This is a genomic window from Bradyrhizobium sp. HKCCYLRH2047 (assembly GCF_051168175.1).
In the GTDB taxonomy this organism is placed as follows: Bacteria; Pseudomonadota; Alphaproteobacteria; order Rhizobiales; family Xanthobacteraceae; genus Bradyrhizobium.
In genome coordinates this window covers 86,141-108,182 of the sequence record NZ_JBNPUM010000012.1, presented here as the reverse complement: position 1 = coordinate 108,182, position 22,042 = coordinate 86,141, and the positions used below count along the sequence as shown (strand labels likewise).

Annotated in this window: 17 protein-coding genes; 13 read left to right on the top strand and 4 right to left on the bottom strand. The window is 64.7% G+C overall.

The annotated features are described in order from the left end of the window. Positions 1-50: 50 nt before the first annotated feature. The 3 genes from ACQR1D_RS25880 to ACQR1D_RS25870 form a co-directional block, all read right to left on the bottom strand. The gene (locus ACQR1D_RS25880; RefSeq protein ID WP_315802388.1) at positions 51-1,310 is read right to left on the bottom strand and encodes an ABC transporter substrate-binding protein; all 1,260 of its coding nucleotides are present in this window, start codon (positions 1,308-1,310) and stop codon (positions 51-53) included. 461 nt (positions 1,311-1,771) lie between these two features. Then, positions 1,772-2,020: a hypothetical protein gene (locus ACQR1D_RS25875; protein WP_434839784.1), complete on the bottom strand. Its 249-nt coding sequence runs from the start codon at positions 2,018-2,020 to the stop codon at positions 1,772-1,774. 400 nt (positions 2,021-2,420) lie between these two features. Further along, entirely contained in the window at positions 2,421-3,059 is a 639-nt protein-coding gene (locus ACQR1D_RS25870) for a helix-turn-helix domain-containing protein (protein WP_434839783.1), read from the bottom strand. A gap of 159 nt (positions 3,060-3,218) precedes the next feature. On the opposite strand from ACQR1D_RS25870, the gene ACQR1D_RS25865 reads away from it, so the two are divergent. The 7 genes from ACQR1D_RS25865 to ACQR1D_RS25835 all read left to right on the top strand — a co-directional run bounded on the left by ACQR1D_RS25865 (position 3,219) and on the right by ACQR1D_RS25835 (position 10,418). Continuing rightward, positions 3,219-4,451 carry a dienelactone hydrolase family protein gene (locus ACQR1D_RS25865; protein ID WP_316218430.1) on the top strand — a complete coding sequence of 411 codons (1,233 nt, stop codon included), beginning with the start codon at positions 3,219-3,221 and terminating at the stop codon, positions 4,449-4,451. A gap of 78 nt (positions 4,452-4,529) precedes the next feature. Further along, on the top strand, positions 4,530-6,071 hold the full coding sequence (locus tag ACQR1D_RS25860) for an ABC transporter substrate-binding protein (protein ID WP_434839782.1): 1,542 nt from the start codon (positions 4,530-4,532) through the stop codon (positions 6,069-6,071). A 14-nt stretch (positions 6,072-6,085) separates the two neighbouring features. Beyond that, the gene (locus tag ACQR1D_RS25855; RefSeq protein ID WP_434839781.1) at positions 6,086-7,093 is read left to right on the top strand and encodes an ABC transporter permease; all 1,008 of its coding nucleotides are present in this window, start codon (positions 6,086-6,088) and stop codon (positions 7,091-7,093) included. Beyond that, positions 7,086-7,976 carry an ABC transporter permease gene (locus ACQR1D_RS25850; protein WP_315802394.1) on the top strand — a complete coding sequence of 297 codons (891 nt, stop codon included), beginning with the start codon at positions 7,086-7,088 and terminating at the stop codon, positions 7,974-7,976. Before ACQR1D_RS25855 ends, ACQR1D_RS25850 begins: the two co-directional genes overlap by 8 nt. Continuing rightward, positions 7,973-8,848 carry an ABC transporter ATP-binding protein gene (locus ACQR1D_RS25845; RefSeq protein ID WP_316178416.1) on the top strand — a complete coding sequence of 292 codons (876 nt, stop codon included), beginning with the start codon at positions 7,973-7,975 and terminating at the stop codon, positions 8,846-8,848. The genes ACQR1D_RS25850 and ACQR1D_RS25845 overlap by 4 nt, the downstream gene beginning before the upstream one ends. After that, the gene (locus tag ACQR1D_RS25840) at positions 8,845-9,705 is read left to right on the top strand and encodes an ATP-binding cassette domain-containing protein (RefSeq protein WP_434839780.1); all 861 of its coding nucleotides are present in this window, start codon (positions 8,845-8,847) and stop codon (positions 9,703-9,705) included. The genes ACQR1D_RS25845 and ACQR1D_RS25840 overlap by 4 nt, the downstream gene beginning before the upstream one ends. Beyond that, positions 9,702-10,418 carry an SDR family oxidoreductase gene (locus tag ACQR1D_RS25835; protein WP_315802397.1) on the top strand — a complete coding sequence of 239 codons (717 nt, stop codon included), beginning with the start codon at positions 9,702-9,704 and terminating at the stop codon, positions 10,416-10,418. Before ACQR1D_RS25840 ends, ACQR1D_RS25835 begins: the two co-directional genes overlap by 4 nt. A 795-nt stretch (positions 10,419-11,213) precedes the next feature. Here ACQR1D_RS25835 and ACQR1D_RS25830 read toward each other — a convergent pair. Then, a complete protein-coding gene (locus ACQR1D_RS25830) occupies positions 11,214-12,128 on the bottom strand; it encodes an MBL fold metallo-hydrolase (RefSeq protein ID WP_316218434.1) in 915 nt (304 codons plus the stop codon). Between the two features lie 349 nt (positions 12,129-12,477). On the opposite strand from ACQR1D_RS25830, the gene ACQR1D_RS25825 reads away from it, so the two are divergent. The 6 genes from ACQR1D_RS25825 to ACQR1D_RS25800 all read left to right on the top strand — a co-directional run bounded on the left by ACQR1D_RS25825 (position 12,478) and on the right by ACQR1D_RS25800 (position 22,037). Further along, positions 12,478-12,972, top strand: a complete 495-nt coding sequence (locus ACQR1D_RS25825) for a MarR family winged helix-turn-helix transcriptional regulator (RefSeq protein WP_434839779.1) — start codon at positions 12,478-12,480, stop codon at positions 12,970-12,972. 620 nt (positions 12,973-13,592) lie between these two features. Then, a complete protein-coding gene (locus tag ACQR1D_RS25820; RefSeq protein WP_434839778.1) occupies positions 13,593-15,110 on the top strand; it encodes a Do family serine endopeptidase in 1,518 nt (505 codons plus the stop codon). A 689-nt stretch (positions 15,111-15,799) separates the two neighbouring features. Further along, the gene (locus ACQR1D_RS25815; RefSeq protein ID WP_316218437.1) at positions 15,800-16,159 is read left to right on the top strand and encodes an STAS/SEC14 domain-containing protein; all 360 of its coding nucleotides are present in this window, start codon (positions 15,800-15,802) and stop codon (positions 16,157-16,159) included. Between the two features lie 997 nt (positions 16,160-17,156). Continuing rightward, complete coding sequence (locus ACQR1D_RS25810) at positions 17,157-18,482, top strand: dicarboxylate/amino acid:cation symporter (RefSeq protein WP_315802402.1); 1,326 nt, start codon at positions 17,157-17,159, stop codon at positions 18,480-18,482. Between the two features lie 290 nt (positions 18,483-18,772). Continuing rightward, positions 18,773-20,095 (top strand): NAD(P)/FAD-dependent oxidoreductase, encoded by a 1,323-nt coding sequence (locus tag ACQR1D_RS25805; protein ID WP_316178428.1) that lies wholly within the window; start codon positions 18,773-18,775, stop codon positions 20,093-20,095. A gap of 139 nt (positions 20,096-20,234) precedes the next feature. Beyond that, positions 20,235-22,037, top strand: a complete 1,803-nt coding sequence (locus tag ACQR1D_RS25800; RefSeq protein ID WP_434847595.1) for a sensor histidine kinase — start codon at positions 20,235-20,237, stop codon at positions 22,035-22,037. Positions 22,038-22,042: the final 5 nt, after the last annotated feature.

The window sequence follows — 22,042 nt, the reverse complement described above, 5'->3', positions numbered from 1 at the left end:
TGGTACTGCTCGACGGACATGAGGCGCTGCAGACGGCAGCGCCGTTCGTCTTATGACCTCGCGCGCCTGATCGCCTCCATCAATCGTTTGACAGCGTCCTGCGAGCTCATGTCCGAATTGAAATGGTTGGTCACGACGTCCAGGATCTCGCCGCGTACCGAACGCGACACCGCCATTTCATGCGCCATGCTTGGAACCAGGGTATTCGCCTTGGTGTCCGCAGCCAGATCGTCCATCGATTTCCGCGCGCAGGAATCGAACTTGTCGCGCGGCACGCCGAGCCGTGCGGGGATCGACCCCTTGTTGAGGCTGAACGTCTCTTGGAAACCCTCCGACATGATCAGGCTGGCAAGCACCTTCTGACCCTCCAGCTTGTCGACACCGTTCACCTTGAACATCGCGATGCTGTCCGAATTCAAGATGAAGCCCGGCAGGCCCGGCGCCGGAATGCACAAGAAATCCTGGCCAGCCACTTTTCCGGCCGCCACGAACTCGCCTTTCGCCCAATCTCCCATCAGCTGGAAGCCAGCCTGGCCGTTCATGATGGTGGCCGTGGCGAGGTTCCAGTCGCGGCCGGAGAAATCCGGGCTGACATAGGAACGCAGCTTGCGCATCTGGTCGAACACCTTGATCATCGTGCTGCTGGTGATCGCTTTTTCGTCGAGTTCGACCAGCGCTTTGCGATAGAAATCCGCGCCACCCAACCCGAGCACGACCGTCTCGAACAAGGTCGCGTCCTGCCATGGCTGGCCACCATGCGCCAGCGGCGTGATCCCCGCGGCTTTGAGCTTGTCCGCTGCGGCGTTGAACTCGTCCCAGGTTGTCGGCGGCAAGACGCCGGCTTTGGCAAGCACCGCCGGGTTGGCCCAGATCCAGTTGACCCGATGGATGTTGACGGGGGCGGCCACGTATTTGCCGTCGAACTTCATGATCGACGCAAGCACCGGCGGCAGCAGCTCGTCCCACTTTTCCGCCCGAGCGACCGCATCGATATCGGTGAGTACGCCCTGGCGCGCCCATTCCTGGATATTCGGTCCTTTGAGTTGGACCGCGCTCGGCGGATTGCCGGCAACAACGCGCGCTCGCAAGGCGGTCATGGCGGCGTCGCCCCCCCCGCCAGCGACTGGAGAATCGATCCATTTGCCGCCTTGGGCTTCGAAGGCGCTCTTCAGCGTGGCGATCGCCTTGGCTTCGCCACCGGATGTCCACCAGTGCAGCACCTCGACGGTGCCGCCGGCCTGGCAGACGCTGGGGAAGGCGAGGACGCCAAGCAACATGCCTAGTGCTGCAGTATGACCGCCGAGCCGCATGGGAAGTCTCCTCATCCTTCTCGCTAAGTTTTGGTCCCGATTAACCTGAAGTTGTAAAAAGCTGACATGTCCATCGCCAAGAGCGTTGACCTGCGTCAACAATGTCGACGGTCGCTTGAGAGCTGGTAGATCGGCAGCAACTCGACAAGGTCCAAGCCCTGGCTGTCGCGCTGGGTGTTGAGCCTTCCGATCTGCTGAAGCCGCCTCTCTAAAAGAGGACGTTTGGAAAGATAGCTGGTGAACCGGCGCGGTCAGCAACAGCGATCCTGCAATATCGGATCACCGGCACGTTGCACCTCGGCGTTCGGGCGTCCGTCAGCGCGGAAGCATAGCGTTCAAGGCGAAACTCAGAAGAGCCGGACGATCTCGGGGCCAAGATCGTCGTCTGGTTGCGCTTCGCTTGCCGGCAGTTGGAGAATCGTGCGCGGACGGGCAGGGGCTACGTCCCATGCTGGTGGCATTCACCTTCGGCGGGCTATCGAAGCGCCCAGAAGGAACGCGAACAGCAGAGAAGCAAGCGGGGCCCGGCGGGCGGCGTTGCTTAGGACGCTGAGCGGCATGCCTGGCTTGCGCCCGGACTCCACGGCGCTGCGCACCTGCTTCGCAGCCTGCTTTACGAGACCAGCGAAGGAGCCAAAGGCGGTCTTCTTGTCCTCGGCAGGATAGAGCCCTTCATAGACGAACGGCGGGAGCGATGGATCGTCTCTCATGGTCGTTTTCTCGTTTTGCGGGATGCGCTTGTTTGCCTGTTGGCATCAATGGCGCGGAATTGGAGATGGTTCCGCGCCTCCCCCTTGGGCGCGGTTGTGATCCTGAGGCCGTGGCTTTGGCGGGTCGTCCTAGCCCAGCCCAACCATTGGACGGTGCGGGCGCCGCTAAAATTTCCCATTTGAGATCAAGGCGCCTCAATAGAGGAGGGGTGCATAAGTCATTGAACTTATTTCTGGCCTTTCGCCCCTGTCGTGCCCCACACGACCGGAGGCTGCGGGCAAAGGCCTGTTCTCTCTCCGTCCATCTAGCCTCCAGAGATGGGGCGCTCAAATGAACGGCCTCAGCGCGTCCACAGTCGCGACATAGCGGTCCAAGGTCGAAATATTGCGCTGAGGCGGGTCAGGACTGGTGCCGCCTCGTGATCGCGATGCGCGTCGCCTGGCCGTACAGCCCCGCCATCTGGTCAAGCTGAGCCGCTGTCGCGGCGCAGCCGTCGATCCAGCCGGGTAGGCCGTCGAACATCGGCGGCAGGGTTGCCGCGCGCAAGGCCGCATAATCCTCGGTGACGGCGCGGCCGCGTGTCGTGGCGCGGTAGCGTGTCTCCTTGCGTGAGGAACGGCCTTCGGTCTCGATCAGCCCGGCGCGGACCAGCTTGCGCGTCGCATATTGCAGATTGGGCACGTCGACGCGGTTGAGCAGTTGGCCAACCTCGGCGAGCCGCTTCGGCTCGTCGCCCATGCGTACGACATTGAGGACGGCGACATCGTCGCCGGTCAGCGGCACCTCGCAAACGGCGGCGAGGCAGGACGCCTTCCAGCGATAATAGGACTGGGCCAGCCGCTCCAGCGCGAATTCAAAGTCGGACAGCCGTCGCTCGGTGTCACTGCGCGCAAGATGCCACGCTCCCTTCGCGTCGCCTTTGCCGCTCTCGGCCTCATCGCGAGCCGCCTCTGACCGTGACCGCGCCTTGCCGCCCGCCACTCTCGCCTTCACCGCCACGGTCTTGCGCCTCGCCCCAGCGCTCGTCGTCCTCTTCAATAGCCCGTCTCCCGATGCCGCTCCGCACAACGCGTGTGCAGCGCATGCTCAATCTCTGCTGTTTACATCCAACGTTTTTACATTAAAAATTCAATGAAGAAAACACATCAGGCGCGGCGTCACCGTGGACGTCGGCCGGCAGAACCGGGGAGCACGACAGTGGCTGGTCAGTGGATCGACATCGCCGCCGCCGATGGCGGCACGTTCAAGGGCTATCTCGCGGTGCCCGCGTCAGGCTCCGGTCCCGGCATCGTGCTCCTGCAGGAGATCTTCGGCGTCAACGCCTCGATGCGCGCGGTCGCCGACTATTATGCTGAGGAAGGGTATGTGGTGCTGGCGCCGGACCTGTTCTGGCGCTTCGAGCCGGGCATCGAGCTCGGCTATGGTGAGGCGGATTTCGGTAAAGCATTCGGCTACTACCAGCGCTTCGACGTCAATCTCGCGATCAAGGACACGGCCGACGCGCTGAAGGTGCTGCGCGCCCGTCCCGAGTGCAAGGGCAAGGTCGGCGCGCTCGGCTTCTGCCTCGGCGGCAAGCTCGCTTATCTCACCGCCGCCCGCACCGACGTCGATTGCGCCGTCTCCTATTATGGCGTTGGCATCGAGGCCGATATCGCCGAGGCCAAGAACATCAAGGGCCCGATCGTCTTCCACTTCGCCGAGCTCGACAAGTTCGCGCCCGCCGAGGCGCGCGAGGCGGTCAAGGCCGGCTTTGCCGGCCGCGACGATGCCGAGTTCTATCTCTATCCAGGCTGCGACCACGCCTTCGCCGCGCCGGAGCGCTCCAGCTTCGACAAGCCGGCGACCCTGATGGCGCATTCGCGCTCGATCGCGCTGTTCCGGAAAGTGCTCGGCCCGCACTACGATCTGTCGTCGCTGTGGGACCGTCACACCGAGCTCGAATTCGCCACCCGCTCGGCGGAGGCGACGATGGGCACCATGGTCGCCGAGCCCTACGTCAACCACATCCCGACCATGACCGGCGGCGTCGGCTACAAGGATCTCTTGAGGTTCTACGCCAACCATTTCATTCCGAAGACGCCGGCGGACACCAAGCTGGTGCCGATCTCGCGCACCATCGGCGCCGACCGCGTCGTCGACGAGATGCTGTTCTGCTTCACCCACGACATCGAGATCGACTGGATGCTGCCCGGCATCCCGCCGACCGGCAAATATGTCGAGATTCCGCTGGTTGCGATCGTCCGCTTCCGCGGCGACAAGCTCTACAACGAGCACATCTACTGGGATCAGGCCTCGGTGCTGGTGCAGATCGGCCTGCTCGATCCGGCGAAGCTCCCGGTCGCCGGCATCGAGACGGCGAAGAAGCTGGTCGACGAATCCTTGCCCTCGAACACGCTGATGAAGCGCTGGGCCGAGAGCGCGCCGAACTGATCAATTCGTCCGGCGGCGTCGGCAGGGACGTCGCTTCTCTTCGCTCATCGTCCTTCGTCCATGCGGAGTTGCATCACCATGCGTGACCATCAGATCTCTCGTCGTACGATGTTGCAGCTCGCAGGCGCAGCTGCGTTGCCACTCGCCACCGGCCTGCCGCTGCGCCCCGCCAGTGCCGCGCCGGGCGCGCTGACCATCGCCTACAACGTCAACCTGCCGTCGTTCGATCCGACCGTCGGCGTCTCGGCGGTCAATCCGACCATCCAGTCGATCTACCAGGCCATCTTCGATCCCTATATCGGCCAGGCCGCCGATCTCTCGTTCAAGCCGGGCCTCTTGACGAAGTGGGGCTGGAACGAGGACCGCACCAAGGTCACGATGGAGCTGCGCTCCGACGCGACCTGGCATGACGGCTCCAAGGTGACGCCGGAGGACGTGGTGTGGTCGCTGACCCGCGCCGCCGATCCGAAGGGCGGCAACCCGATCCAGTTCGTCTGGTCGAAGATCAACAACTTCAAGATCGACGGCCAGACCATCACGGCCGACGTGGTTGAGTTCGAGCCGGTGCTGTTCAAATGGATGGCGTTCCTCACCGGCTACGTGCTGCCCAAGGCCTATTACGAGAAGGTCGGCGCGGAGGGCTTTGAGAAGGCGCCGATCGGCTCCGGCCCGTACAAGGTCGATGCCTTCGAGCGCAACGCGTTCCTGCGGCTGAAGGCGCATCCCGGCTATTGGGGGCCGAAGCCGGCGTTCGAGACCGTCGTCTTCAAGTTCGTCACCGATCCGACCAGCCGCGTCGCCGAGATCGAGTCCGGTGGCTCCGACATCACCTTCGAGATTCCCTATGAAGAGTTCGACCGCCTCAAGGCCAAGCCGAATTTGGCAGGCCTGACGCAGCCGATCTCCGACATCGGAATGATCTTCCTTACCGACATCGATCCGATGCTCGACCGCAACATCAGGCTCGCCGCCAACCACGCCATCGACAAGAAGGCGATCGTCGACAAGCTGCTGCGCGGCTATGGCGTGCCGATCGATACCTTGGAAGCTCCGGGCTACGCCGCCTTCGATCCCTCGATCAAGGTCGCCTATGATCCGGAGCTCGCCAAGAGCCTGCTCGCCCAGAGCGGCTACTCGGCCGCTAAGCCGGTCAAGTTCACCATCCAGACCACGCGCGGCTTCAAGCCGAAGGACTACGAAATGGTCCAGGCGATCGCCGGCATGTGGCGCAAGGTCGGCATCGAGGCCAACATCGAGGTCTACGAGATCGCGCAGCATTTCGAGCTGCGCGCCCGCCACGCGCTGGCGCCGGCGGCGTTCTACAATTGGGGCAACGCGATCGGCGATCCCACGACCTCGACCGGCTTTGCGATGTTCGGCCCGTCGCCACATTCAGCCTGGAAGGGCAAGGACCTGATCGAGCGCATCGGGCCCTTGTGGGGCGAGAAGGACGAGGCCAAGCGCATCGCCGGCTGGAAAGCGGTCGACAAATACATCGCCGAAGAGGGTGAGGTGATCCCGCTGCTGCAATACGTCCAGCCGATCGTGCACAAGAAGGGGCTGAAGGTGGTGCCGCAGGCCAACGGCATGATCCTGCCGCAGCTCGTGACCCAGGGCTGAGACGGAGTCGGGCGATGCGCTGGAGCGCCATTCTCAAGCGCCTCGCTCTGATCCCGCCGACCCTGCTCGGCGTCGGCGCCATCGTGTTCGTGCTGCTGCGCGTGGTGCCCGGCGATCCCATCGCGATGATGATCCCGCCCGGCGCCTCGCCGGCCGACATTGCGCGGCTGCGCGCGCTCTACGGCCTCGATCAGCCGCTGCTGTCGCAGTTCATCACCTGGCTTGGCCAAGTCGCGTCGGGCGATTTCGGCCGCTCGATCAGCCTGCGCCAGCAGGTGTTCGAATTGGTCAGCGCGCGGCTGCCGGCGACCCTTGAGCTCGCAGCGCTCTCGGTGATCATGGCGCTCGTGATGGGCGGAGCCGTGGCGCTGGTCGGCAGCCTCACGCGCGGCACCCGCGCCGAATGGCTGCTCGACACCGCCAACGGCTTCTTTCTCGCCATTCCTGATTTCCTGTGGGCCCTGATCCTGCTGCTCGGCTTCGGCGTGCTGCTGCCGCTGCTGCCGATCTCCGGCCGGCTCGATCCGCAGCTTGCCGTGGCCTTCCGCACCCACTTCTATCTGATCGAGAGCCTGCTCACCATGCGCCTCGACGTCGCCGCCGATCTCTTGCGCCATATGTTGCTGCCGTCGCTGGCGCTCGCGCTGCCCTTCGCCGCGCTGGTCGCGCGTCTCCTCAAGGCGCAGCTCGCAGAGGCCGAGGACCAGGACTACGCCCAGATCGCCCGCACCCGCGGATTTTCGCGCACCACGATCCTGCAGCGCGAGGTGTTCCCCAACGCGCTGATCCCGACGGTCGCGCTCTCAGGCGTGCAGGTCACCCTGCTGCTCGGCGGCACCGTGCTGGTCGAGCGCATCTTCTCCTACGAGGGCATCGGCAACATGGCGATCGATGCCGTCATCAACCGCGACTTCCCGCTGATCCAGGGGCTGATCCTGACCTTCGCCGTCCTGTTCATCGCTCTCAACCTCGCCGTCGACCTGCTGGTGGCGCTGCTCGATCCGAGGCTGCGCCATGGTTGACCTGGTTCTTTCTGGCCCGATCACGGCCCAGCCGTCGCGCTGGCGCAGCGCTCTCTCACGCGGCGGCGCGCGGCTGTGGATCGGCGGCGGCCTTGTGGCGCTGCTGCTGCTCATCGCGCTGTTCGCCCCGGTCATCGCGCCGCATGATCCGGCCGAGCAGGATCTGATGTCGGCGCAGCTGCCGCCGGCCTTCATGCGCGGCGGCGAGGCGGCGTTTCCGTTGGGCACCGACAGCCTCGGCCGCTGCGTGCTGTCGCGCCTGATATATTCCGCGCGTACTGCGGTCTCCGTCGCGCTGATCGCCTCGCTGCTCGCTGCGGTCATCGGCATCGCACTCGGCCTGATTGCCGGCGCCTTCGGCGGCTGGATCGATCAGCTGGTGTCGCGGCTGATCGACGTCTGGATGGCGTTCCCGCCGGTGCTGCTGTCGATCGTGCTCGCCGCCGTCATCGGCGCCGGCCTCACCTCGGTCATTGCTGCGATCGTGGTCGTCGACTGGACCCGCTTCGCCCGCATCACCAGAGCCGAAACGCAGGCCCAGCTTGCGCGCGACTACGCCGCCGCGGCCCGGGTGCTCGGCCTCACCCGCGCGCAGGCGCTGCGGCTCGAGATCCTGCCCAACCTCGTGCCGCTGATCGTCACGTTGCTGGCGGTCGAGATGGGCATAGCTATCCTGGTCGAGGTCATCCTGTCCTTCGTCGGCATCTCCGTCACCGGCGACACCGCGAGCTGGGGCGGCATGATCACCGAGGGACGGCAGATCGTCTACCAGGCGCCCTGGATCATGGCGCTGCCGATCGGCGCCGTCATCGTCAGCGTGATCGGCTTCAACCTGCTCGGCGACGGCCTGCGCGCCGCGCTCGATCCGGTGCAGCGCCGATGAGTGCCGTGCTCGACATCGACAATCTCCACGTCGCGATCGGCGCCGCCAATGTGCTGCGCGGCGTCTCCTTGCGCGTCGAGGCCGGCGAGGTCCGCGGGCTCGTCGGCGAATCCGGTGCCGGCAAGTCGATGGTCGGCCGCACCATCTTCGGCCTGCTGCCGGCGAAGGCCGCCATCACGGCCGGCCGCGTGAGCTTCGAGGGTCGCGACCTCCTGGCGATGCCGGACAAGCAGCGCCGCGACCTGCTGGGACGGCGCATCGCGCTGATCCCGCAGGATCCGATGACGTCGCTCAACCCGGTCCGGCGTATCGGCGCGCAGATATGCGCGGTGTTGCAGCTGCATCTGAAGCTGTCGAAGCGTGCCGCGCGCGATCGCGCCGCCGAGCTGCTTGCCGAGGTCGCGATCCACGATCCCGCCGGTGTGCTGCATCTCTATCCGCACGAGCTGTCCGGCGGCATGCGCCAGCGCGTGCTGATCGCGATGGCCTTCGCCTGTGACCCGTCGCTGGTCATCGCCGACGAGCCGACCACCGCGCTCGACGTCACCGTGCAGCGCCAGGTGCTGCAGCTGGTCGAGCGGATGCGTCAGCGCCACGGCGCCGCGATCCTGTTCGTCACCCATGATCTCGGCGTCGTCGCCAAGGTCTGCCGCAGCATGACCGTTCTGCATGCCGGCCGCGTGCTCGAGGATGGATTGACCTCGGACGTGCTGGTGAAGCCGCACCACGCCTATACGCGCGCGCTGCTGGCGGCAACGCCGCGCGCCGACCGTCCCGCGGATAGTTTAAAGCCGGTGCCTCCGGCGCTGATCGAAAGCTTGTGGGCCGAGGCGCACAGGCTCGATCAGCTCGCGGCGGGGAGGCCGGCATGAGCGAGATCCTGCTGCGCGCCGGCCAGCTCGGCTTCGCCTATCCGGCGCGATCGAAATCGCTGTTCGGCAAGCCGGTCATGCGCGACGTCATCAAGTCGGTCGATCTCGCCGTTTCGCGCGGCGCGGTGCTCGGCCTCGTCGGCGAATCCGGTTCGGGCAAGACCACACTGGGCCGGCTGCTGGTGCGGCTCTTGGAGCCGACGTCGGGCGGCATCCAGTTCGACGGCATCGAGATCAGCCATCTGTCGGAAGCCGCGCTGCGCCCCTTGCGCGCGCGCATCCAGATGATCTTCCAGGATCCGCAATCCTCGCTCAATCCGCGCCTGCCGCTCGCGGTCACCTTGACGCGCCAGCTCGAGGTCTATGGACAGTTGAAAGGCCGGCGCGATCGCCGCGACCGCGCCGCCGCGCTGCTCGATCTCGTCGGCCTGCCGACAGCCTTCGTCGACCGTTATCCGCACGAGCTCTCCGGCGGCCAGCGCCAGCGCGCCGGCATCGCACGCGCGCTGGCGCTGCAGCCGGACTTCATCGTCGCCGACGAGATCGTCTCCGGGCTCGACGTCTCGACCCAGGCGCACATCCTGATGCTGTTGAAGGAGCTGCGCGCCAGGCTCGGGCTGACCGTGGTCTTCATCAGCCATGATCTCTCAGTGATCCGCGTGCTCTGCGACGAGGTCGCCATTCTCAAGGGCGGCGAGGTGGTCGAGCACGGCCCGGTCGGCCGCATCTTCTCCCATCCGCAACACGCCTATACGCGCCAGCTCCTGGCCGCCATTCCGCTCCCCGATGTCGAGCCGGGCTGGCTCGACGACACCTCGCCCCGTGAGCAACCCCAGCAGCAGGGATCAGCCGCATGAGTGCTTCGATCAAGGACTCCGTCGTCGTCATCACCGGCGCCACCGGCGCCATCGCGAAGGCGCTCATCGCCGAACTGCTCGCCCGCGGTGCTGCGAAGATCTATGCCGCCGCCCGCGACGTCTCCGCGCTCACGGCGTCCGACAGGGTCGTGCCGTTGAAGCTCGACGTTACCAGCGATGGGGACGCGGCAGCCGCCGCCGCACAGGCTTCCGACGCGACGTTGCTGATCAACAATGCCGGCGTCAATCACAACACTGCGTTCATGCTCGCGCCCGATCTCGCCATCGCCACGGAGGAGATCGAGATCAACTACCTTGCGCCGTTGCGGCTGACGCGCGCCTTCGCGCCGGTGCTGATCAAGAACCAGGGGGCCGTGCTCAACATCCTGACCATCCTGGCGCGGGTGAACCTGCCGCTGATGGGCTCCTATTGCGCCTCGAAGGCCGCGGCGCTGAGCCTCACGCAAGGACTGCGCGGCGAACTGACGCCGAAGGGCGTCCACGTCGCCGGCGCGCTGCCCGGTGCCGTCGACACGCGCATGACGGCCGGCCTGCCGATCCCGAAGATGACGCCGGCCGAGGCCGCCAAGGAAATTCTCGACGGCTACGAGACCGGCGAGGAGGACATCTATGTCGGCGACATGGCCAAGGGCATCGCCGCCGGCCTCGCGCAGGATCACAAGGCGGTGGAAAAGCAATTGGCGTCGGGCTAGCACGAACGCCTTGATAAAAGTCGCACTCGGAGCAGCGACGCGAGAAGGTCGACGCGGCAGAGAGCGCGAGGCATGTAACCGAGATTTCTGCCGCGACGAGGCGTCAGTTCTTCCGATCCCGAAAACTATAGGTGACAGGCCCCAGCGCGGGCCCAGGAGACTGAGACGACTGGCATTGGCTTCCCGAGGCACCGGTTTCCTTTGAAGCCTGCCAGGCGGACGTAAAGGCCAGGGAGCGGTCCGAGAGCGTGGCCGAAGTGCGACAGTCTGCCGGTACTCGCTTCTCCGAAGACGGCCGGCCCCTAGGCAGGTTGCAGGAATTGGGTGACGTCCGCCACTTGTTGGGGAACACGCCTTTTGCCAAGCTCGAAAAGGTCATCGTAGCGCAGCGCGGAAGGAACGCTGCCCTATGGGAGCAGATCGAACCAAGGCGTCGTGAACGAGGGCGGCTGCTTGAGGCCCGGTATAGACCAGGCGTTGCCCGCCTAAGGTCAGATTGATTGAAGCCCCTGACTCACCCGCCAAGCTTGTCACCCCTAAATGGAGGTGCGGCATGCCCCAGAAGTCAAATACGCCTAGTGAGGCCCGTAACGAGTTCGTGCAGCTCGCGCTTGTCCCGAACGCCAACATTCAGAGCCTTTGTTGGCGGGGATCACCGTTCAATGAGAATACGCGCAGCGGGCGATAACACGCGCCTTTGCCGACGGGACATGAGCGCGGCGCTCGCATCTGAGTTTCAGAGGCAGGATAGTTCCCCAAGCAGTTTCACAGTCAGATCGTCACCAAGTGTGGTTATCAGCGCTGGCCATCGCCCATCAACGGCTTCATGGGCTCCCCATCTGGACTATAGGACGACACGCCGTCTCCGACGGAAAAGGACATCAGGTCGTGTCCGATGACTAATGGACCCTGGTACGTCGCGCGGGTGCGCCGAAGCAGCGCCTCCTCGGGCACATCCTGCACCGGCTTCACCGTCGCGAATACGACATGCGAATAGACCGCCAGCTTCGGCTTTGCGAGCGAGAAGATCCGCCCGGCTTCCTCCGGTGAAGTGTGATGGGCTTCGATAGCACGATAAGAGGGATAATCCTTCACGAGATCAGGTTCGATGATTGCGACCTCGTGAACCAGCAGATCGGCGCCTTTCGCGGCGTTCACGATTCGCTCGTCATATTTGGTGTCACCCGATAGAACGACTTTCTTGCCGCCGTACTCGATCACGTAGCCGAAGGCTGGCTTGATCTTCTCACCGTGGTTGACCTCAATCGCCGTGACCTTCACGCCGCCCTTCTCATAGACGAGTCCGGGCTGAATGTCGTGCGCATTAAATGCCACGCCTTCCGGCGGCAGATGTTCGTCATCCTCGCGAATGCGAATATCCTCCGAGAACGCCTTGGTCAGGTTTTGCGTCATTGCGACGGTTCCGGCCGGCCCGAAGATCACCATCGGTGATTTTCGTGAGGCCCAGGGCGTTCCGATCCAGCCGCTGAGCCACATATCAGGCAAGCCGACAATATGGTCGGAGTGGAGATGCGTGATGAAATGAGCGGTGATGGCGCCGAGCGGAATTCGCTTCTGGAAGAGGCGAATGGTCGAGCCCCGCCCCATATCAAACAGCAATTTCTCGGGTCCGGCCTCGACGAGTGTTGACGCACTGAAGCTTCCGATCCGTGGAGTCGGTGTGCCGGTTCCGAGCAAAGTCACCTTCATCTCATCTGCCGCGGAGGGATTTCCCCACAGCAGAACACAGGCCGCAATTGTAGAAGCAACTAGTCTCACTATGCCAGTTTCGATTGCTTGCATCTGAACACCGAACATTTTCGAGGTTGCTGATAGCAGGGGGGCCTGTGGCCGTCGCCACCTTTATCAGCTTGGTCCATTTAGGGACGCGGCTCGATCGTTGATGTGTGTCTTTCGGCTCAGCGTCAATGGTCGACGAACGTTTGACCAAATCAAATGTGTTCTGCGATGCACAATGCTGCTGTTGGAGATTGTCAAACGACGGTATGTTTCGAAAACGTCACCTCATCCGCCATCCTCCACCCTCAGCCGGAACGTCATGAGCAATTTGAAGGATCCGTCAAACATTGACGAGTATCTCGCGTTTCGTATCTATAATCTTGGAAAGCTCGCCGCGCGGGGCGCGGGCATCATGCTACGGCGGGAGTTGGGGATCGGTCGGCGCGACTGGCGCATTCTTGCTTACGTCGCGCAACGTCCTGGCATGAGCCTGAGCGAACTCGCCGAAGTCGCCGACATCGAGCTGGAGCCTGCAAGTAGAGGGGTTGGTAGGCTCGTGGGCAGCGGAATCATTGCGAAGACAAGGCTCCCCAAAAATAAGCGACGTTTGGCACTTTCGTTGACGGACACTGGACAGGCCCTGTACGAGCAGGCGCAACGGATAACCAAGGCGTACAATAGAGATTTGGCAGCGTGTCTGAGCGATGAAGACGCACAGATGTTGGACATGCTGCTGAGGAGACTCTCGGAACGAGCTACGGAGCTCACTGATCTGCAGGCAGCCGCTGGCGGCGAAGAAGATATCGTCGAATAGGGTATTCGATGCCGTCATGCCCCCCGGCTGCTGCCATTAGTCGAACCGACGCCAGCTGGAAGCGAGTTCAGCGCATGCGGACAATGCAGGGGGCGCGCCCGAAAACGTCATGAGCTCGAGGAAATTGCGGCGATCGCATCGATGATCATCGTCAATCCGCCGGTATAGTCGTTGGGTTTGTCCGAAAGAGGTTTCAGCAGCATTGGCCGCAGCACGCTTGAGCGAGCAACTGGAACGACGTCGCCAAACTCGCAGGCCCAAGTCACTCCAAATGGCACCGGCTATTTGCCTGCGAGCCCGGCGGCCTGAATGATCGGCGCCCACCTCTCGCAGTCTTCCATTTGAATCGCGCCAAGCTGCGGCGGCCGTTGGCGATGTTGCATCTTTGGCCATCGATCGCTCCACTTCACCTAAGAGCCCTTCTATGCCGAACGCCGCAGTCCGCCGGGCGATCGCTGCCGAACAGGTCATCTTTCTGTGCTTCGGCAGCGCATGCCGCCTTACTACGAATTCATCTCACCGACAGGATGAATTAATTCGTCGGACAGGACGTAGTAATCTGACCAGCGTTACTCCTTCGTGCAACGCCGTGAGGCGCAACATCTTGAAGGAGACAATCCATGTCGGACAGCAATCAACAACCTCGCCGCAGGATCATGCCCGCGCGGCGCCTGACTCTGCTCGGATCGGTTGCCGTGATCGGTTCGGCGATCGCGCTGTCGGGACCGCTCGGCTATGGCCGCCTGATCGATCAGGCCTGGGCGGCGGCGCCTTCCCAGGGCGAGCAGGGCCCCACCGGATTCGCCGATCTGGTCGCCAAGGTCAGGCCCGCGGTGATCTCCGTCCGCGTCAGTGTCGACGAAGGTGACGAGACCGACATGCTTGGACCGAACGGGGAGCCGTTCATGCAGGGAACGCCGTTCGAGAAGTTCTTCCGCCAATACGGATTCGCCGACGGCCCGCAAGGCAAGATGCGTCGCCACCAGTTGATTACGGGAGTTGGCTCCGGATTCTTCATCTCGGCCGACGGCTACGCGGTGACCAACAACCATGTCGTGGACCACGCGAAGTCGGTGCAGGTCACCACCGACGACGGCAAGACCTACACCGCCAAGGTCATTGGGACCGACCCGAAGACCGACGTCGCGCTGATCAAGGTCGAAGGCAAGTCGGACTTCACCTATGTCAACCTGGACAGCAAAACGCCGCGCGTCGGTGACTGGGTCGTGGCGGTCGGCAATCCCTATGGCCTCGGGGGCACCGTCACGGCGGGCATCGTCTCGGCGGAAGGCCGCGAGCTCAGCTCAAGCCCCTATGACAACTACATCCAGATCGACGCGCCGATCAACAAGGGCAATTCGGGCGGTCCCACCTTCGATACCAACGGCAATGTTATCGGCGTCAACACCGCGATCTATTCGCCCACAGGCGGCTCGGTCGGCATCGGCTTCGATATACCTGCGCCGACGGTCAAGATGATCGTTGCCCAGCTTAAGGACAAGGGCGTGGTGACCCGGGGCTGGCTCGGCGTGCAGGTCCAGCCGGTGACCGCAGGCATCGCTGAAGGCCTCGGCATGAAGAACGCCGCGGGCGCGCTGGTCGACGAAGCAAAGCCGGATACGCCGGCGGCGAAAGCCGGGATTGAACCTGGCGACGTCATTACGGCCGTCAACGGTGAAGCCATCAAGGACTCGCGCGCCCTGGCGGGCCGGATCTCGGCGATGGCCCCCGGAAGCTCGGCAAAGCTCGACATCCTGCGCAAGGGTGAGTCCCGGACCATCGCTGTGACGCTTGCGAACATGCCGAACCAGCAGGAGAAGCAGGCCAGTTCCGACGATCACGACAGCGGCTCGGCTCGCGGCGTGCCACATCTCGGTCTGTCAGTCGCGCCCGCAGAGGACGTGGCGGGCGCCGGAAACAAGGGTGTCGTGGTCACCACCGTGGATCCCGACGGCCCGGCGGCGGAGCACGGTGTGCAGTCCGGCGATGTGATTCTCGATGTCGGCGGCAGGACCGTCGGCACCGTCGCCGAACTGCGCGACGCATTGTCGGAGGCAAGGTCCGCCGGCAAGCGCGACGTGCTGATGCGGGTCAAGTCCGCCGCCAATACCCATTTTGTTGCGGTCCCGATCGGCTGAAGCGCGGATACGGAGCCTGCTGCCGGTGCTCTCCCCATCGCCGGCGGCAGGCCACGCGTTGTGTGCGGGATGAACGACGGACATGCGGCGAGCCCCGTGTCGACCCGACGTCTCGGCGAGGGGCGACTCCGCAGAATCGTTGCGGCGGCCAGCGCGTCCTGTGGCCACATCTGACGCATCCGGTACTGAAACGGCAACCGGATGTCGCGAAGTGCGTTTCACGTCAGGGGGCGACCAACGGTGGGGAGTCAGCGCCATGGGCATGGTCAACAAGGAAACACCAACCGAGCGCCTTCCGGCCCGCGCGAAGACGGATCGACTGCATCCGCACGTTACCGGATCCCGGCCGGACTTCCGGCCTGGCTGGACGTCTCGGTCTGTAGGGCGCAGGCGGAGGACAGCGAGATGATGTCGCGGGTGCCGTCGACTGGCTGCAAGTCGGTGGCGAGATGGAGCCGTTTCGCGATCGAGGGACAGCAGCCGGGATACTGGCCGGCAGGATCAAGATCCAGCGCGGGCCTTGGATCTGACGGTCGCTCGGACAAGCGCGCAGAGAGACTGACGCTAAAGCTACCGAGCCGGTGCCAGGTCCGCCAAACCAGTCTCTGCAAGGTCGAGATCGCAGGGTCAAGATCGAGTGCGTCGTGATCGAACCCCTCGGTTTCACAACAAAACGACAGGAGGACGCCATGATCGAGCAGCTCACGAACTTTCCAGACCAGGTCGTCGGGTTCCGCTGCAGCGGCCGGGTGACGAAGGAGGACTATGACAAGGTGCTGGCGCCCGCCGTGCTCGCCGGACTTCAAGCCAACCGGACTCTTCGATTATACTACGAGACCGGCAAGGATTTCACGCTCGATGCCGGCGCAATGTGGGAAGACTTCAAGATCGGCATCGAGCATCTGATGCGCTGGGACAGGATCGCGGTCGTGACCGACATCGAATGGATCCGGACGGCGGTACGTCTCTTCGCGTTCATGATGCCGGCAACGACCAGGGTGTTTTCGCTGTCCGAGGCGGCCGAGGCCCACGCCTGGATCGCCGCATGACCAGAGGAGCAGGGTGAGGGGACGCTGCTGCGCGCACCTATCTCACCGCGAAGTTCGGCCAGCACGCGACCTACCGACGCGTGGACATGTTCCCCAAGGCCGGCCCGATCGTTCTCGACTTTCTCGAGCGGAAGACGGGCGTCCTGTTCGCGGCGCATCCGGTCCACCTCGCTGGACCATTGAGGCATGTCCTCGGTCTTCTCACCCGCTATGCGATGGACCGGATCGGCGACACACGGAACACGCCTGGTCATGGGAAACGCACTCGTCGCACGACTTCTCGACAGCATCCATCGCCTTGCCATCGACCTGCGCTTCGACGCCCGCACCGACTTAGAACGATCAGTTCACCTCCATGCGGAAAGATATCCGCAGGAAATGTGCGTTCCCAACCCGAGACCGATCTGACAAAGGAATAATCGCTGGGCTGGATCGCGCCGCTTTGGCCCAAGGAGTCTGGCGGCCCGGGCTGATCGATCTTGTTGTGGCTTCGTCGAGCACGACCACGCGGACCGAACCTCATCGCGGACGGGCGATACCTGCTCGTGATCACCGGCGGGGCCGGTCGGGCCACGGCGTGCCGGCCCGTCCGGTTCTTCGGGCGTCGGCCGGGGCCATTTTCCGAAAGTCCAGACGCGGCGCCGCGAGGGCCCTGGCCCGGCGGGAGTGATGGTTCACAAATCGCAGCAAACTGAAGGACATGCAGATGCCTCACGCCGCACCGTTCGGCTGGCACGATTGCTGCTTACTGAGCCGCCAAACGAGCGCCAGCTCCAGAACAACAGATGCGAGGGGACGTCCGGATGCCAGCCTACAGCTCATTCCTCACCTGAGACCCGGTGACGGGCGATCCCGACTGCGCAGCTTAGCGGGTCCGCCTCGCGCGGCCCGCGTCCAGACGCGCGACGTTGCCCCGGCACGCAATGGAGCCGGCGCGGAAGCGGGTCCTAGGCAGGCCAGAGAGATAGACCGAGTAAGATCAGGGAGAGAAGATACGATGTCTGCAACCATCACAGCGGCCGCGGCGCCGCAGAAGCCGTTCTACCGGATCCTCTATGTGCAGGTCCTGTTCGCGATCGTGCTCGGTGTCGTCGTCGGCTGGCTCTGGCCCGAGCTCGGCAGGAACGAATGGATCAAGGCGCTCGGCGACGGCTTCGTCAAGCTGATCAAGATGGTGATCGCGCCGGTCATCTTCTGCACCGTCGTGTCGGGCATCGCGCATGTCTCCGAGGTGAAGAAGGTCGGGCGCGTCGCCGTCAAGGCGCTGATCTATTTCGAGATCGTCTCGACCTTCGCGCTCGCGCTCGGGCTCATCGTCGGCAATTTCATCCAGCCGGGGGCCGGGTTCCAGGGCCAGAGCAACGCCGGCGCCGCCGCCGTCGCCAACTACGCCAAGCAGGCGAGCGAGATGAAGTCGGTCGACTTCGTGCTTCACATCATCCCGGACACGGTGGTCGGGGCGTTCGCGCAGGGCGAGATCCTGCAGGTGCTGCTGTTCTCGATCCTGTTCGGCATCTCGCTGATGGCGCTCGGCGAGCGCGGCCACACGATGCGCGCCTTCGTCGACGACGCCGCGCACGCAATCTTCGGCGTCATCGCTCTCGTGGTGAAGGCCGCTCCGATCGGCGCCTTCGGCGCCATGGCCTTCACCATCGGCCGCTATGGGCCGCAGGCGCTCGGCAACCTCGCCGGCCTGATCGCGACCTTCTATCTCACGGCGATCGCTTTCGTCGTGATCGTGCTCGGCATCATCGCCCGCATCGCCGGGTTCTCGATCTTCAAGTTCCTCAAATACATCAAGGACGAGCTGCTGATCGTGCTCGGCACCTCGTCGTCCGAGAGTGCGCTGCCGCAGATGATGGAGAAGCTGGAGCGGCTCGGCTGCTCCAAGCCGGTCGTCGGCCTGGTGGTTCCGACCGGCTACTCGTTCAATCTCGACGGCACCAACATCTACATGACGCTGGCGACGCTGTTCATTGCGCAGGCCATGAACGTTCATCTGTCCTTCGGCGAGCAGATCACGATCCTGCTGGTCGCGATGCTGACCTCGAAGGGCGCCTCGGGCATCACCGGCGCTGGCTTCATCACCCTGGCCGGAACGCTGGCGGCCGTGCGGCCGGAGCTCGTTCCCGGCATGGCAATCGTGCTCGGCATCGACAAGTTCATGAGCGAATGCCGCGCACTGACCAACCTGTGCGGCAACGGCGTCGCCTGCGTGATCGTGGCGTGGTGGGAAGGCGAGCTGGATCGCGACAAGCTGCGCATCGCGCTCGATCGCGATATCGATCCGGCCGATGTCGAGGTCGCCGTCACGACGGGATAGGCCTGCGGTCGCGGGTGGCGCTGCTGTCGCATTCCAGCGTCAGTGGCGCCGTCGTGCCAAAATGTGGCATGCCCGCTTCGTCATCGTCAGGGCCCGGCGCATCAGTCGGTCAAGCCCAATCGCGATGCCGCCAACATCTCGGATAATCTGCTAGGGTGGCAGCGGGCAGGGGCTCACCGTGGAGGCATCCTGCCTGGCGCCGCAAGGCCGCGCATTCCGACGTGATGACGCAACCGGAGTGACATCGCAGTCCCTCCGTCGCGGCGCGGTCACCCTTGGGGAGGTTGATGATGGCCGTTGCGCAGTCTGGTGTTCCTCGCATCGTGATCGTCGGCGGCGGTGCCGGCGGCCTGGAGCTCGCGACCCGGCTCGGAGACGGATACGGCCGCAAGGGGAAGCTCGACGTCACCCTGGTCGAGCGCAACCGCACCCATGTCTGGAAGCCGAAGCTGCACGAGATCGCCGCGGGCAGCATGGACCTCTCGGCGCATGAGGTTGACTATCTCGCCCAGGCCTATTGGCACGGCTTCCACTACCGCATCGGCGACATGATCGGCCTCGACCGCGACAAGCGCGAGGTGCTGGTGGCGCCCTATCTCGATGCGGAGGGGCGCGAGGTCACGCCGCGGCGGACCATCCCCTATGACGTGCTCGTCATGGCCATCGGCAGCCAGAACAATGATTTCGGCACGCCCGGTGTCGTCGACCACGCGATCAAGCTGGAATCGCAGCACGACGCCCGGCGTTTCCACGAGCGCATGGTCAACGCCTGCATCCGCGCCCACTCGCAGTCGTCGCCGATCGCCCCGCACCAGCTCAAGGTGGCGATCATCGGCGCCGGCGCGACCGGCGTCGAGCTGGCCGCCGAGCTGCATCGGACGACCCGCGAGGTGGTGGCCTATGGTCTCGACCAGGTCGACGCCGAGAAGGACATCCGGATCACGCTGATCGAAGCCGCGGGCCGGGTGTTGCCGGCCTTGCCCGAGCGGGTGTCGCGCGAGACCGAGAAGCTGCTCGCAAAGCTCGGCGTCGAGGTGCTGGTCGGCGCCAAGGTCGCCGAGGTCGGGCCCGACAAAGTGAGCCTCGCCGACGGCCGTGTCATCCCGGCCGAGCTGATCGTCTGGGCCGCGGGCGTCAAGGCGCCCGACTTCCTGAAGGACATCGCGGGGCTGGAGACCAACCGCATCAACCAGCTCGTGGTGAGGCAGACCCTGCAGACCACGCGCGACGAGCGCGTCTTCGCGATCGGCGACTGCTCGGCCTGCTCCTGGGGCGAGCGCGGCAACGTGCCGCCGCGGGCGCAGGCCGCGCATCAGCAGGCCTCGCACCTCTACAAGCAGATCCCGCGCTTCATCAGGGGCGAGCCGCTGGCGGACTACCGCTATCACGATTTCGGCTCGCTGGTGTCGCTCGGCGAGTTCAGCACCGTCGGCTCGATGATGGGCGCGCTGGTCGGCGGCAATCTGGTGTTCGAAGGCCTGTTCGCGCGGATGATGTATCTGTCGCTCTACAAGATGCACGAATACGCGCTGCACGGCTTCGCCAAGGTGACCCTGGACACGCTGGCGCGGCTGATCACCCGCCGCACCGAGCCGCACGTCAAGCTGCACTGACGAGGGTGCCCAGGGCGCCGGCGTGGCCGATTTTGTTGTCGCCTATGGCCCGGCAAGGCCTTAGACTTGCAGAACAATTGCGGATACGGCAGGCGCGGCCCGGTGCATGGGCCTGGGAGCGATGGGCCTGGAAAAGGGAATGACGGACCTTCCATTCCGGATCGGCCTCGAGCGACATCCCGACGTCACTGCGGTGGTCCGCAGGCGCGCGGGCTTGGTCGTTCGCGGAGTGATGGCGGCTGCGCTGGTCGGCACGGCGGCCTGGTTCGGCTATGCCATTGCCTTTTCCCGCGGGCTCGATCAGCGGCACGCCACGGCCCAGCAGCGGCTGGCGGTCGAGGCCGCGCAGCTCGACGGCTACCTCTCGCGCTTCGAATATCTGCCGTCGCTGCTGGAGACCTCGCCCGATGTCTTCCGGCTGCTCGGCACGCCGGACGATCGCGCGCTGCAGCAGAGCGTCAGCCTGCATCTGAAGTCGATCAATCTGCTGGCCGGCGCCGACAACCTCTATGTCCTCACCGTCGCCGGTGATGCGATCGCCGCCGCCGATTTCGACCAGCCGGGCACGCCGGTCGGCAGCAACCTGTCCTACCGGCCTTATATGCGCCAGGCGCTGGCGACCGGCCGCGGCGCGTTCTTCGGCATCGGCATCACCAGCGCGCGCGCCGGCTATTACCTGTCCTATGCCGTCAAGCAACAGGGACGGACGATCGGCGTCGCCGTCGTCAAGGTCAATCTCGATGCCTTCGAGCGCGAATGGCGCAACCGCGGTGCCGACATGCTTCTGGTCGACGCCCGCGGCGTCACCATTCTCGCCTCGCGCGACGAATGGCGCTTCCGCCCGCTGACGCCGCTCTCGGTGGATGCGCTCGAGGAAATCGCGACGTCGAAGCCCTATGGCAGTTCCAGCCTCGCGCCGCTCGGCTGGACCTTCATGGAGAGGACCGATCGCGGCGGTCAGGTCGCGACCGAGCGTGGCGCGGTCTACAGCGTCGACGAGCGTCCGCTCAACGGGCGGCAATGGCAGCTGCTGCTGCTCGACGACGAGGCGCCGATCCGGCGGACGGCCTTGATCATCGGCACGCTCTCGGGTCTCGCCAGCATCGTGGCGCTGCTGGCGTTCGGCCTGCTGGCGCAGCGACGCCGCGAGATCCGGCAGCGGCTGGCGAGCCAGGCCGCGCTGCAGGCCGCCAATGACAGGCTGGAAATGCGGGTGCAGGAGCGCACCGCCGAATTGCGCGCGGCGCAGGACGAACTCGTCCATGCCGGCAAGCTCGCCGTGCTCGGCCAGATGTCGGCGGGCATGGTGCACGAGATCAACCAGCCGCTCGCGGCGCTGCAGACCGCCTCCGACAATGCCGTGCAATTCGTCGATCGCGGCATGATCGGCGAGGCCCGCGGCAATCTCATCCGCATCGGCGAGCTGGTTCGCCGTCTCGCGCGCCTGACCGGCCAGTTGCGCGTGTTCGCCTACAAATCGAACGCGCCGCTCGATGCCGTCGCGGTCGAGCAGGCGCTGTCCGAGACATTCAAGATCCTCGGCGCGCGGGTGAAAGACGGCCATGTCGACGTGACCATCGATCTCGCGCCCGAGCTTCATGTCAGGGCCGAACAGATCCGGCTCGAGCAACTGCTCTGCAACATCATCGCCAACGCGCTCGATGCCGTCGAGGGCGCCGCGCGGAAGTCCATCCACATCCGCGCCGTGCGTGAGGAGGGGCAGTGCCGGATCGCCATCGCCAACAGCGGCCCGGTGATCGCCGCCGATGTCCTGCCGCACCTGTTCGAGCCCTTCGTCACGACCAAGCCGGCCGGCAAGGGCCTCGGGCTTGGGCTCGTCATCGCCAACCACATCGCACGGTCATTCGGCGGCGAGCTGCGGGCGCGGAATCTCGAGCCGGCCGGCGCCGAATTCATCGTGCTGCTGCCGCTCGCCGATTGAAGAGG

What these genes read in the sequence shown, in the direction of transcription:
- ACQR1D_RS25880 (WP_315802388.1), bottom strand. Translation starts at nt 1,310, where the DNA reads ATGCGGCTCGGCGGTCATACTGCAGCACTAGGCATGTTGCTTGGCGTC.
- ACQR1D_RS25875 (WP_434839784.1), bottom strand. Translation starts at nt 2,020, where the DNA reads ATGAGAGACGATCCATCGCTCCCGCCGTTCGTCTATGAAGGGCTCTAT.
- ACQR1D_RS25860 (WP_434839782.1), top strand. Translation starts at nt 4,530, where the DNA reads ATGCGTGACCATCAGATCTCTCGTCGTACGATGTTGCAGCTCGCAGGC.
- ACQR1D_RS25855 (WP_434839781.1), top strand. Translation starts at nt 6,086, where the DNA reads ATGCGCTGGAGCGCCATTCTCAAGCGCCTCGCTCTGATCCCGCCGACC.
- ACQR1D_RS25850 (WP_315802394.1), top strand. Translation starts at nt 7,086, where the DNA reads ATGGTTGACCTGGTTCTTTCTGGCCCGATCACGGCCCAGCCGTCGCGC.
- ACQR1D_RS25845 (WP_316178416.1), top strand. Translation starts at nt 7,973, where the DNA reads ATGAGTGCCGTGCTCGACATCGACAATCTCCACGTCGCGATCGGCGCC.
- ACQR1D_RS25840 (WP_434839780.1), top strand. Translation starts at nt 8,845, where the DNA reads ATGAGCGAGATCCTGCTGCGCGCCGGCCAGCTCGGCTTCGCCTATCCG.
- ACQR1D_RS25835 (WP_315802397.1), top strand. Translation starts at nt 9,702, where the DNA reads ATGAGTGCTTCGATCAAGGACTCCGTCGTCGTCATCACCGGCGCCACC.
- ACQR1D_RS25830 (WP_316218434.1), bottom strand. Translation starts at nt 12,128, where the DNA reads ATGAAGGTGACTTTGCTCGGAACCGGCACACCGACTCCACGGATCGGA.
- ACQR1D_RS25825 (WP_434839779.1), top strand. Translation starts at nt 12,478, where the DNA reads ATGAGCAATTTGAAGGATCCGTCAAACATTGACGAGTATCTCGCGTTT.
- ACQR1D_RS25820 (WP_434839778.1), top strand. Translation starts at nt 13,593, where the DNA reads ATGTCGGACAGCAATCAACAACCTCGCCGCAGGATCATGCCCGCGCGG.
- ACQR1D_RS25815 (WP_316218437.1), top strand. Translation starts at nt 15,800, where the DNA reads ATGATCGAGCAGCTCACGAACTTTCCAGACCAGGTCGTCGGGTTCCGC.
- ACQR1D_RS25810 (WP_315802402.1), top strand. Translation starts at nt 17,157, where the DNA reads ATGTCTGCAACCATCACAGCGGCCGCGGCGCCGCAGAAGCCGTTCTAC.
- ACQR1D_RS25805 (WP_316178428.1), top strand. Translation starts at nt 18,773, where the DNA reads ATGGCCGTTGCGCAGTCTGGTGTTCCTCGCATCGTGATCGTCGGCGGC.
- ACQR1D_RS25800 (WP_434847595.1), top strand. Translation starts at nt 20,235, where the DNA reads ATGACGGACCTTCCATTCCGGATCGGCCTCGAGCGACATCCCGACGTC.